Below are 11,975 nucleotides of genomic sequence, written 5' to 3'. Positions count from 1 at the left end.
GATGACGGGCGTCGACAGCATCTTCAAAGGTTCCGCCTATCTTCTCGGCGCTGTGACCGGTGTCGCGCTCATGGTGCCGCTCACCGCCGGCGCCCTCGCCACCAGCTCGATGACGCGGCTGGCCCCCCAGGCCATGGCGATCGACGCCTTCGGGCCGGGCACGCGGCCCGACCAGGGCGCCGGACAGGCCCATCTCGTCAACCGCACCGCCAAGGGCCCGCGCCTCGATTTGGGCCCGCGCCTCGATCTGGGGTCGCGCCCGGCGGCCACCTCCCCCGCTCCGGCGATGATCGTGCCGGCCCGCGCACCTGCGGAGACGCCGGCGCGCGCCATCGTCAATAATCTGCCCGAGTCGACCCCGGTGACGCCGAGCCGCGCCACCCGGACCCCCAAGGGCTGCCTGTCGGCGCTGGGGGTGACAAAGTCCAGTCTATCGACCGAGGAGTTGACGGTTTGCGTCGCCGACGCCTCGATGATCGGTCGCGGCTGACATCTACTAAATATATACCTCTCGCCGCAAATCGAAAAATCATCGGAACTTCTTCCACTCTATTTCGTTTTTTCTGCAGACGGTTGAACGTTCGACCTGATTTACGAAATCTTGAAAAACGACGGAGAAGACGATGACCAGCAAGCTTGCGACACTCACCGCCGCCGCTGCCCTGGCGCTCGCCCCGGCGGTCGCCTTCGCCCAGAGCCCCGCTCCGCAGACCACCACGCCGCCGGCCGCCAGCCCGGTTCAGCCGGATGCCGGCAACCCGCAGGCCCCCGCCGCCGAAATGCCGGCGACCACCCCGACCCCCGGCACCGCCGGTTCGACCGACAGCGCCGCTCCGGCCAGCTCGGCGATGGCGACCCCGGCCACCCCGAAATTCGTCAGCGCCCAGAGCTCGGGCCAGTGGCTCGGTTCGGACCTGACCGGCACTGAAGTGGTCACGTCCAGCGATGAGAAGCTCGGCTCAATCAGCGACGTGCTCGTCGAGCGCGATGGCAGCATCGTCGCCGTGGTGATCGATGTCGGCGGCTTCCTTGGCCTCGGCGCCAAGCCGGTGGCTGTGTCCTTCGACTCGCTGACCGCCACCCCGACCGATGACGGTGAGAAGGTGGTCGTCACGCTGACCAAGGAAGAGCTGAACGCGGCGCCGGAGTTCAAGAGCCTGGAGCAGGCGCGTTCCGACGCGAACACCGGCACCACCGGCACCGCCACCGGGACCACCGGCACCACCACCAACTGATCCCGCCCCTAACGGTTCGGCCGCCGCGCGCGGCCCTCGCCTAGCGACCGCCGGCGCCAGCCGTGCCGTCAGGATGGACATGCCCGGCCCTCGCGCCGGGCATGTCTTGTTTGTGCCTATGGCAGCGCACGATGACGGCGCCCGCCGGATCGGGTAAAGCGGATATCCGACCAGCCGGACCCCGCCATGACCGAACCCCGCCGCCGCCCCGACCATCCCTTCAAGGACCTGTTCGACATCGACGCGATGCGCGTCGAGCTCGGCATGCTGGCGCGCGAGGTGCTGGAGCGGGGACAACCCGGCCGCGAGATCGAATTGCGCACGCAATTGGCGCGGCGGCTCAAGGCCGCCTATCAGCACGGCCACCAGGTGGCCGAGCGCTGGCTGATGGTGGAAGGTTCCGGCCGGCGCTGCGCCGAGCGGCTGTCGCGGCTGCAGGACGAGATCATCACGCTGGTGCACGAGCTGGCGGTGAAGACGCTCTACCCCTCCGACAACCCCTCCACCTCCGAGCGCATGGCGATCGTCGCCGTCGGCGGCTATGGCCGCGGGCTGATGGCGCCGGGCTCCGACACCGACATCCTGTTCCTGCTGCCCTACAAGCAGACCGCCTGGGGCGAGAGCGTCGCCGAGGCCATCCTCTATGTTCTCTGGGACATGGGGCTCAAGGTCGGCCATGCAACCCGCTCGGTCGATGAGTGCATCCGCCAGGCGCGCGGCGACATGACCATCCGCACCTCGCTGCTGGAGGCGCGGCTGCTGATCGGCGAGCGCAAGCTGTTCGACGAGCTGGTCGAGCGCTTCGACAGGGACGTGGTGCAGGGCACGGCGGTCGAATTCGTCGCCGCCAAGCTGAACGAGCGCGAGGAACGGCTGAAGCGCGCCGGCCAGTCACGCTATGTGGTCGAGCCCAATGTGAAGGACGGCAAGGGCGGCCTGCGCGACCTGCACACGCTGTTCTGGATCGCCAAATATGTCTACCGCGTGCATGAGACGCGCGAATTGGTGGCCAAGGGCGTGTTCACGCCTGAGGAAGCCAAGATTTTCCGCCGCTGCGAGAATTTTCTCTGGTCGGTGCGCTGCCACCTGCATTTTCTCACCGGCAAGGCGGAAGAGCGCCTGTCCTTCGACCTGCAGCGCGAAATGGCCGAGCGCCTCGGCTACCTCGCCCATCCCGGGCTGAAGGATGTCGAGCGTTTCATGAAGCACTATTTCCTGGTGGCGAAGGATGTCGGCGATCTCACCGCCATCGTCTCCGCCGCGCTGGAGGAGCGCCACGACAAGCCGGTGCCGCGTCTCGACCGGATGATCGCCCGGCTGCGCCGCTCGGGAAGGCGCACGCTGAAGGAAAGCGCCGATTTCATCGTCGACAATGACCGGATCAATGTCGCCGATGCCAGCGCCTTCGGCCGCGATCCGCTCAATCTGATCCGCATCTTCCATCTCGCCGGCAAGCACGGGCTGAACTTCCACCCCGACGCGATGCGCCTCGCCACGCGCTCGCTCAAGCTGATCGACCACACGCTGCGCGAGAGCCCGGAGGCCAACCGGCTGTTCGTCGAGATCCTGTGCTCGAAAGAGACGCCGGAGATCGTGCTGCGGCGGATGAACGAAACCGGCGTGCTCGGCCGCTTCATCCCGGAATTCGGCCGCATCGTCGCGATGATGCAGTTCAACATGTATCATTCCTACACGGTGGACGAGCATCTCATCCGCTCCATCGGCGCGCTCTCGCACATCGAGCGCGGCGACCGGCCCGATTACGGCCTCGCCAACGAGCTGATGCCGACGATCAAGAACCGCCAGCTGCTCTATATCGCGGTGCTGCTGCACGATATCGCCAAGGGCCGGCCGGAGGACCATTCCATCGCCGGCGCCCGTGTCGCCCGCCGCCTGTGCCCGCGCTTCGGCCTCAGCCCGGTCGACACCGACACGGTGGCCTGGCTGATCGAACAGCACCTCACCATGTCGACCATCGCCCAGTCGCGCGACCTCTCCGACCGCAAGACGATCGAGAATTTCGCCGCCGTGGTGCAGAATCTGGAACGGATGAAGCTGCTGCTCATCCTCACCACCGCCGACATCCGCGCCGTCGGGCCCGGGGTGTGGAACAACTGGAAGTCGCAGCTGCTGCGCACGCTCTATCACGAGACCGAGCCGGTCATCACCGGCGGCTTCTCGGAGAGCAACCGCAATCTGCGCGTCGCCCGCGCCCAGGCCGAGCTGCGCACCGCCCTCACCGAGTGGGATGCCGCCGCGCTCGACGCCTATATGGGCCGCCACTACCCCACCTACTGGCTGCAGACCGACCGCACGCACCAGATGGAGCATGCGCGCTTCATCCGCGAGACCGAGGAGCGGGGCAAGGCGCTGGCCACCCGCGCCAAGACCGACCCCAAGCGCGGCATCACCGAGCTGACCGTGTTCGCGCCCGACCATCCCAAGCTGCTGGCGGTGATCGCCGGCGCCTGCGCCAGCGCCGGGGCGCACATTGTGGACGCCCAGATCAGCACCACCACCGACGGGCGGGCGCTCGACACCATCTCGCTGACCCGCGCCTTCGAGCAGGACGAGGACGAGGTGCGCCGCGCCGACCGCATCGCCGGCGCGATCGAGAAGGCGCTGGCCGGCGAGATCAAGCTCCCCGAGGTGGTAGCCCGCCGCATCCCGAAGCGCCCGCGCGCCTTCACCGTGGAACCCGAGGTCACGCTCAACAATTCCTGGTCGAACCGCCACACCGTGATCGAGGTCTCCGGGCTCGACCGGCCCGGCCTGCTCTACGGGCTCACCCAGACGCTCTCGCGGCTCAACCTCAACATCGCCTCGGCCCATATCGCCACCTTCGGCGAGCGGGCGGTGGACGTGTTCTACGTCACCGACCTCATGGGGGCGAAGATCATGGGCGCCGCCCGCCACTCCGCCATCCGCCGCGCTTTGCTCCAGGTGCTCGACGCCGATGACGAGGCCAATGCGGCGTGAGGCGCTTGTAGACCGAGCTGCAGTCTAAAATCGTCCATTGGCTAATGGAGCCGACTCGTGCGTATCATCAACTGCCTTTCAGGAGTTTTGCTCATAGTTATGCTCGCCACTTTCTTGCTGATTTGGCCATCAATCCTGACAACTATTACACGCGAGGATTTTATGTCGGACAGCAATGCAGCTTGGGTACAGGCAATAGCCGCAGCTATAACCATTATGGGGGCCACTGGCTATGCCGTTTTTGGAATGATAAAGGCGAGCTTCGCGGACAACAGAGAAAGACATCTTACATTCAGAATTGCTTGTGACGTTTTTTCAGATAGCGCCAAATATCTTTACGACATACACGACTTAGGAAACCATAGGTCTGAGTCACTTAAGGCACCGTCATTGATATTTCAGGCCAATGCTGAAATACTTCAGCAGATGGCGTTTCGTCCATTACCTGATGGAGATCATGCGAACCTCGTATTCGAGCTTCGCACATGTAGCTACCGAATGCTTTCCGGCATCATAGCTCTTCAAGCCCATCCGAGCAGCGCGCCACCCCTTGCCCAGATATCAGACGCTCTGAAGGAGGCAAAAAAGCTCATAGCGGGCCCACTATTCATAAAGTCGGAGCAGCGCACTCCAAAGATCAAAATTGCTTGATTTGAACCGCCCCTAGATTCCTGGACGCCTTCTTCCCTAAATTTTGAGGCAAGGAGGCCCCAATGGGCAAGGCGAACTTCACCGAGGACTTCAAGCGCGACGCGGTCCTTCAGATCACCGAGCGGGGCTATCCGGTTGCGGAGGTGGCGGCGCGACTGGGGATCAGCAAGTACTCGCTCTACGAGTGGAGGAAACGGTACGGCAAGCCTGCCGCCGTGGCCCGCGATGACGATCAGGCTGCGGAGGTCCGCCGGCTGAAGCGCGAGTTGCAACGCGTTACGGAGGAGCGCGACATCCTAAAAAAAGCAGCCGCGTACTTCGCCAAGGATGCAAAGTGAAGTACGCGTTCATCGCTGAGCATCGCCTGCTGTTTTCGATCCGTGCCATGTGTCGGTGCCTGCGTGTCCAGCCCAGTGGCTTCTACGCCTGGCTGAAGGATCCGCTGAGCAAGCGCGCGCAGGAAGACCACCGACAGACCGAGCTGATCCGCGCGGCATGGAGCGAGAGCGGCAAGGTCTATGGCTACCGAAAGCTCCACGATGACTTGGCGGACATGGGCGAGAGCTGCTGTCCCAACCGAGTTGCGCGGCTGACGCGGCTTGCCGGCATCCGAGCGCAGATCGGCTACAAGCGCCGCCCCGGCCACTATGGAGGCAAGCCATCCCTGGCGGTCGACAACACGCTCGATCGCCGGTTTGACGCGGAGGCGCCGGACAAGGCCTGGGTGACCGACATCACCTACATCCGCACCCACGAAGGCTTCGCCTATCTGGCGGTCGTGATCGACCTCTTCTCCCGCCGCGTCGTCGGCTGGTCCATGCAGGCCCGGCAGACGACCAACGTCGTGCTTCAGGCGCTGCTGGCCGCCGTCTGGCGACGCAAGCCGAAGGGCCGTGTGCTGGTGCATTCGGACCAGGGGAGCCAGTTCACCAGCATGGAATGGGCGTCGTTCCTGAAGCACCACGACCTGGAGCCATCCATGAGCCGGCGCGGCAACTGCCATGACAACGCCGTGGCCGAGAGCTTCTTCAACCTGCTCAAGCGCGAGCGTATCCGCCGCAAGGTCTACCGCACGCGCGACGAGGCACGCGGGGACGTGTTCGATTACATCGAGATGTTCTACAACCCCACCCGCAAGCACGCACGCAATGGGATGCTGTCCCCAATCGAGTTCGAACGGCAGCACAAAGCCAAAGCCGAGGGCGTCTAGAAAACGCGGGGCGGTTCAATTGCCGCGATTTTGGACGGCGAACGCGCTTTTAGCTTGTCGCTTCAGGAGGCATGAGCCCCCCTGCCGTTTTGTATGCATCGGTGAGCTGTCGTGCAAGAAGGGCTGAAAGAAGCGCCTCCATGGTCGTCAAATCTAGGCGGCCCTGCGCCCACGCTGCGTCGGCGTCGTCGAGAGCCCTAAAGTAAGGGCGCTTCTCGCCAACAATTTGGTCAGGAATCGTCGGCAGCCCCGGAAGAATATTACCTGTCTTTATACAAAGGATGACATAGGACACCATCCGTGATGTCCGCCCATTTCCATCGGAAAAAGGGTGTATCCAGTTCAATCGCCACATCAAATACGACGCGAGATGAATGGCGGTGGCTTCATCCCAATGATCATTAACAAATTCACACATGTCCTCCACCAACGCACTCACCTCGTGGGCTGCTGGCGGGTTGTGTTGGCTATTACTGATGTCCACAGACCCCGGACGATAATTACCCGCATATTCGCTGATGTCAGCGAGAGCCTCTCTCTGCAAGGCTTGGATCATCGACGGACGAAGCCGAAAGCTTTTGTCTGTTTCGAGCGCCTGCGCGATCAAACGAAGTGCGAAGTCGTATTGCTTTAGCCCGTTTCTGGCCTCAGCCTTAGCAATTTCAATTGGATCGCTGAGAATTCTGGCGCCAGCGGCGATGCTATGCCGCTGGCCTGTTTCATCGCTCACCAGATTGTTCTTTCGCGAGCTTGTCTGCCTGCTGGTTAACCATTTCACGAGTGATGTCAGCATTCTCAAACGCGGTGTTCCCATACGCGAAGCTGCGGCGCTGCTCCTCGCGATGCTCCTCAGAAACATGCATCCGCTTGGCCGCTTCTAAAAGTTGGGTCAGTTCATGTGTCATTCTAATTCCCTGCGTCATTTTCAGAATCTCAATTCGGACGGGCGAGATTCGCAAATGTCGAGTTGCATGATGCCACATATTGGCTTTCGAGAGTGTTGCGAAAATGGTCGGCGGGATCACAAATTGCGTTGCCGAAATTATATCCACGAAATAAATGTGAAATAAGGATTAATTTCGATTACCAATGGGCAGGCGCCGTCCGGGGGCGGGGGCGTCGCGAGGCCTGCGCTTGGTGACCCGTGCATCCGAGTTTCTGTTTTTTGGGCGTGGAGGTCGATGGGTGGCTCTTCAAAAAAACGGCCCAGCCACCTCGAAGGACCGAGTGTTGCCGCGGGATAAAGGACCATCCCCCGCCTCACTCTCTCCCCTTAACCCCCGCTTAAAAGCCCTGATTTAGAGTTCGTTTACCGGCTCAATCAGGTGCCCTCGGGGGCGGAGGTTCATGTTCGGACGACGCGGCGACAGGGAGAGACGCGAGCCGGTGCTGGGCACGCCCGGCTTCGACGGCGACCTGCGCCTGAATGCCGACGACCGCCCGACCCTCCCGACCGCCCCGCTGGAGCGCGAGCGCGCCCCGCGCAAGGCCGTCCCCAAGCCGACCGCCAAGCCGCTCGCCAAGCCCCGTCCGCCGGCTCAGTCCAGCCGCCGCAGCCGGCACGACGACTGGTCCGACGCGGAAGAGGCCGATTACGAGGACGAGCCGCGCATGGCCCGCAACAGCCGCAGCCGCGACCGGGACCGCGATGACCGACGCAACCGCGACACCGGGCGTGGCGGCGGGCGCCGCCGCACGCAAAGGCGCGGCCTGTTCGGCCGGCTGGTCTATTGGGGCGTCGTGCTCGGCCTGTGGGGGGTGATCGGGCTCGCCGGGCTCATCTTCTACGAGGCGAGCCAGCTGCCGCCGATCCAGAATCTGGCCATTCCCGACCGCCCGCCCACCGTCATCATCCAGGGCGCGGACGGGCAGGCGATCGCCACGCGCGGCGAGATGGGCGGCACCAATGTGCCGCTGCGGGCGCTGCCGCCCTATCTGCCGCAGGCTTTTGTCGCCATCGAGGACCGGCGCTTCTACTCGCATTTCGGCCTCGATCCGCTGGGCCTCGCCCGTGCGGTGGTGGTCAATATCACCCAGGGCCGGGTGCGCGAGGGTGGCTCGACCCTGACCCAGCAGCTGGCCAAGAACCTGTTCCTCAACCAGGAGCGCACCCTGTCGCGCAAAGTGCAGGAGCTGATCCTCTCGCTGTGGCTGGAGGCCAAATATTCCAAGAACGAGATCCTCGAACTCTATATGAACCGCGTCTATTTCGGCGCTGGCGCCTATGGGGTGGAAGCCGCCGCGCAGCGCTATTTCGGCGTGTCGGCGCGCCAGGTCACGCTCTCGCAGGCCGCCATGCTCGCCGGGTTGGTCAAATCGCCCTCGGCGCTCGCCCCCACCCGCAATCTGGAGGGCGCGCAGGCCCGGGCGGAAGTGGTGCTGGGCGCGATGCAGGAGGCCGGCTTCATCACCCCGGAGATGCGCCAGACGGCGCTGGCCCGCCCCGCCACCGTCGCCAAGGCGCAGGGGCCGGATTCCTATGGCTATGTCGCCGACTGGGTGCTGGAGCAGGTGAAGACGCTGGTCGGCCCGGTGACGCAGGACCTGATCGTGCAGACCACGCTCGACCCCGCCCTGCAGAGCGCCGCCGACAAGGCGCTGAAGGACGCGCTGGCGAAGTCCGGCAAAAAGCTCGGCGTCGAGCAGGGCGCGCTTGTGGTGATGGACACCGGAGGCGGGGTGCGGGCGCTGGTCGGCGGCCGCTCCTATGAGGAGAGCCAGTACAACCGCGCCGTCACCGCGCGGCGGCAGCCCGGTTCCTCGTTCAAGCCCTTCGTCTATCTCACCGCCATGGAGCGCGGCCTGACGCCAGAGACCGTGCGCGCCGACGCGCCGATCCAGCTCAAGGGCTGGAAGCCGGAGAATTTCTCCAAGGAATATCGCGGCGCGGTGGACCTCAAGACCGCGCTGGCGCTCTCGCTCAACACCGTCTCGGTGCGGCTGGCGCTGGAAGTGGGGCCGGACGAGGTAGTGAAGACGGCCCATCGCCTCGGCATCAACTCCAAACTGGAACCCAACGCCTCGATCGCGCTCGGCACCTCGGAAGTCTCGGTGCTGGAGATGGCGAGCGCCTATGCGCCCTTCGCCAATGGCGGCGTCGGCGTCACCCCGCACATCATCGAGCGGGTGCGCGACAAGAGCGGGACCCTGCTCTACGCCTATGCCGAAGCGGGGCGCGGAATGGTGATGGCGCCGCCGCATGTGGCGATGATGAACCGCATGCTGCAGGACGTGCTCACCATCGGCACCGCCCGCCGCGCCGATTTGCCGGGCTGGCCGGCCGCCGGCAAGACCGGCACCAGCCAGGATTACCGCGACGCCTGGTTCGTCGGCTATACCGGCCGCTTCGTCACCAGCGTCTGGCTGGGCAATGACGATTCCTCGCCGACGAAGAAAGCCGGTGGCTCCGGCCTGCCGGTGGATATCTGGAGCCAGGTGATGAAGGTGGCGCACAAGGACCAGCCAATCATCGCCCTGCCCGGCACAGAGATTGCCGCCCCCGTGGCCGGCGGCCAGCTGCCGCCCGGCCAGCTCCCGCCCGGCGACGTGCCGGAGGAGCCGGTGGTCACCGGCGGCCCGCAACGCGCCCCGGCCGCCCCGCGCCCGAGCCTCGACAATTGGCTGCTCGACAAACTGTTCGGCAGTGGCTGAGACGCGCCACAGGCCACGCCCCCTGCCGGATGATCGGTTACTCCACCCCGTAGCGGTGCAGGCCGGCGCCGTGCTTCTTGAGCCAGGCCTCGGCGGCGTGGCGTTCGGGAAACAGCGCGTCCACCGTCGCCCAGAAGCGCGGCCCGTGGTTCATCTCGCGGCGGTGCGCCACCTCATGGGCGGCGAGATAATCCAGCACCGAGGGCGGGGCGAGGATGAGCCGCCACGAGAAGGAAAGCGCACCGGCACTGGAGCAGGAGCCCCAGCGGCTCGCCGTGTCGCGCAGGGTGACGCGGGCGAGGCTGACGCCCAGCGCGCGAGCATGGCGCTGGGCCGCCTCGACCAGGTCGCGCCGCGCCTCGCGCTTGAGGAAATCGCCCACCCGTCGCGCCACATGCGCGCCATCGCCGGCGACAAAGAGCACGGCCTCGCCGTTCTCGCTGCCGGTCCACACCGTGCCGCGCGCGGCGGGCCGATGAACGATGCGGTGCGGGGTGCCGCGCAGCGGCAGCACCGCGCCGGGGGCGAAGAGCACGGCCTGCGGCAGGCGGGCGAGGCGCACCTCCACCCAGCCGGCATGGCGGCGGGCAAAGTCCAGCGCCTCCGGCAGCGTGCCGCGGGCGGGAAGGGTCAGCATCACGTCGCGCGTCGCCGCCCGGACCCGCAGCGTGTAGCGCCGGGCGCGCGGGTTGCGGCGGAGCTGGACGACGACCTCCTCGGCCGTCAGCCGCAGCGTGAAATGGCCGGGCTCAGGCGCGGCAGGGGTCTTGCGTCGGGCGGAGGTGAGGGCGCGGAAGAGCATGAAACGACCGGGCCGGGAAAGTTGGTCCCAATTATGGCACCGGCTGGCACGCAGGCGCCAGCCTCCTCCTGCACCCGCCCGTCAGGCGATGCGGGCGCGCGTCAACGCGCGAGGCGGCGCCGGTTGCGGTCCTGCACCGGCTGGTAGGCGATGCGGGCGTGATAGGCGCAATAGGGCAGGCCGGTCTTGGAGCGGCTGCCGCAATAATGGAAGTCGCCCTTGCCGGGGTCGCCCACCGGCCAGCGGCAGGTGAATTCGGTCAGGTCGAGAATGGTGCATCCCCCGCCCATCGGGATCACCTTGGCGACCGGGTCGGCTGCGACCTCGGGCTCGGGCTGAGCCACCGTCTCGACAACAGGCGCCAGCGCCGTGTTGCCCTGCACCATCGGCCGCATGACCTGGGTGGTGGCAGTGGGACGCGGCTTGCGCGGGCGGGGCGCCGGCGAGGCGGCAGCCTTGGCGCGGCCGGAAAGGCCAAGCCGATGCACCTTGCCGATGACCGCGTTACGGGTCACGCCGCCGAGTTCCGCCGCGATCTGGCTCGCCGAGAGTCCTTCCGACCAGAGTTTCTTGAGCAGCTCGACGCGCTCGTCCGTCCAGTTCATTGCATGGCCTCCTTCGTGCCGACCGGGAGGCGGAATCCCTCACCCCTTCGGCAAGTCAACTTGCCGAAGCCAACGCCCGCAAACGCCACCAGGGAATTGCCGCCGCACGAGATGTCGTATCTCACTGGGGGGAGGCTACAATATGCGCGGACTCGGGGCGAGTAGGTTCAGGACCGAAACGATCGTTTTCCCCAGCTAGAGTCCGCGCTGCAACACTCACAAGCGAAGCGGAGTCGCATCAAGCACTTGGCAGCGCCCTGGTCGCGGGCGCCGGGGCAACGTCTATCATTCCAGCGCGCACCAGCCATGCGTGAGCCTGGGAACTCAACGGGTTTCCCACCGGTTTGGACGATAGGCGCGACCGTCCCCTTTTGCGTTGGCGAGGGGGGCGGGGGGCGTGTCCCGCTCTCAGTGGAGATGTCGATGAAACCGCGTGCCGAGAAACCGCGTGCCCAAAGGCCGCGTGCCCAAAGGCCGCTTGCCCAGAGGCCGCTTGCCGGCGCCCTTTCCTGCCTCACCCTTGTTGGCGCCCTGTCGCTGCCCGCCGCGGCCGGGCCCGCCTCGCCCTATGCCACGCCCCGCGCGTGGCGGAGGCTGCTGCCGGCACGCGCGCCATTCCCGTCGCCCAAGGCTGCGGCCCTGGTGCCTGGCGCGGGCCGTGGGGCGGCTGCCGCGATACGCCCTATACCGGCCCGCTGCCTGGCGGGGGCTATGCCGGCCCGCCCGGCGCGCCGGTCTATTACGGCAATGGCTGCCCGCCCGGCTTCTGGCGCGGGCCCTGGGGCCATTGCCGCGACACGCCCTATCACGGGCCGCTGCCCGGTGGCGGCTGGAAGCCCTGA

The 11,975-nt window shown here is 65.8% G+C and carries 11 protein-coding genes; 7 read left to right on the top strand and 4 right to left on the bottom strand.

Going from position 1 to position 11,975, the window contains the following annotated elements; genetic code table 11:
- Nucleotide 1: 1 nt before the first annotated feature.
- From A3M1_RS0111315 to A3M1_RS0111295, 5 genes are all read left to right on the top strand, one after another.
- Complete coding sequence (locus A3M1_RS0111315) at nucleotides 2-490, top strand: hypothetical protein (RefSeq protein ID WP_018389086.1); 489 nt, start codon at nucleotides 2-4, stop codon at nucleotides 488-490.
- Between the two features lie 133 nt (nucleotides 491-623).
- Entirely contained in the window at nucleotides 624-1,235 is a 612-nt protein-coding gene (locus A3M1_RS0111310) for a PRC-barrel domain-containing protein (protein ID WP_018389085.1), read from the top strand.
- 186 nt (nucleotides 1,236-1,421) lie between these two features.
- Nucleotides 1,422-4,214 carry a [protein-PII] uridylyltransferase gene (locus A3M1_RS0111305; protein ID WP_018389084.1) on the top strand — a complete coding sequence of 931 codons (2,793 nt, stop codon included), beginning with the start codon at nucleotides 1,422-1,424 and terminating at the stop codon, nucleotides 4,212-4,214.
- 57 nt (nucleotides 4,215-4,271) lie between these two features.
- Nucleotides 4,272-4,865, top strand: a complete 594-nt coding sequence (locus tag A3M1_RS26455; protein WP_156029639.1) for a hypothetical protein — start codon at nucleotides 4,272-4,274, stop codon at nucleotides 4,863-4,865.
- Nucleotides 4,866-4,927: 62 nt separating this feature from the next.
- Nucleotides 4,928-6,075, top strand: a protein-coding gene (locus tag A3M1_RS0111295; protein WP_085930251.1) for an IS3 family transposase whose coding sequence is annotated in 2 segments (ribosomal slippage) — nucleotides 4,928-5,174 and nucleotides 5,174-6,075 — 1,149 coding nt in all. Because the reading frame shifts where the segments join, the coding sequence is not laid out codon by codon here.
- 49 nt (nucleotides 6,076-6,124) lie between these two features.
- Here A3M1_RS0111295 and A3M1_RS25040 read toward each other — a convergent pair.
- Nucleotides 6,125-6,805 carry a Fic family protein gene (locus A3M1_RS25040; protein WP_038196920.1) on the bottom strand — a complete coding sequence of 227 codons (681 nt, stop codon included), beginning with the start codon at nucleotides 6,803-6,805 and terminating at the stop codon, nucleotides 6,125-6,127.
- A complete protein-coding gene (locus A3M1_RS0111285; RefSeq protein WP_018964115.1) occupies nucleotides 6,795-6,980 on the bottom strand; it encodes a hypothetical protein in 186 nt (61 codons plus the stop codon). The genes A3M1_RS25040 and A3M1_RS0111285 overlap by 11 nt, the downstream gene beginning before the upstream one ends.
- 442 nt (nucleotides 6,981-7,422) lie before the next feature.
- On the opposite strand from A3M1_RS0111285, the gene A3M1_RS0111280 reads away from it, so the two are divergent.
- Nucleotides 7,423-9,726, top strand: a complete 2,304-nt coding sequence (locus tag A3M1_RS0111280) for a transglycosylase domain-containing protein (protein ID WP_245261640.1) — start codon at nucleotides 7,423-7,425, stop codon at nucleotides 9,724-9,726.
- A 37-nt stretch (nucleotides 9,727-9,763) separates the two neighbouring features.
- Here the strand turns inward: A3M1_RS0111280 and A3M1_RS0111275 are convergent, their stop codons facing one another.
- On the bottom strand, nucleotides 9,764-10,528 hold the full coding sequence (locus A3M1_RS0111275) for a M48 family metallopeptidase (RefSeq protein WP_018389078.1): 765 nt from the start codon (nucleotides 10,526-10,528) through the stop codon (nucleotides 9,764-9,766).
- Nucleotides 10,529-10,629: 101 nt separating this feature from the next.
- On the bottom strand, nucleotides 10,630-11,133 hold the full coding sequence (locus A3M1_RS0111270; RefSeq protein ID WP_018389077.1) for a GcrA family cell cycle regulator: 504 nt from the start codon (nucleotides 11,131-11,133) through the stop codon (nucleotides 10,630-10,632).
- Between the two features lie 509 nt (nucleotides 11,134-11,642).
- Here A3M1_RS0111270 and A3M1_RS0111265 point away from each other — a divergent pair.
- On the top strand, nucleotides 11,643-11,975 hold the full coding sequence (locus A3M1_RS0111265) for a GCG_CRPN prefix-to-repeats domain-containing protein (RefSeq protein ID WP_371258782.1): 333 nt from the start codon (nucleotides 11,643-11,645) through the stop codon (nucleotides 11,973-11,975).

Source organism: Ancylobacter sp. FA202 (assembly GCF_000380205.1).
In the GTDB taxonomy this organism is placed as follows: domain Bacteria; phylum Pseudomonadota; class Alphaproteobacteria; order Rhizobiales; family Xanthobacteraceae; genus Ancylobacter.
The sequence above is the reverse complement of the archived record's forward strand: the minus strand, read 5'-3'. Positions and strand labels throughout refer to the sequence as shown.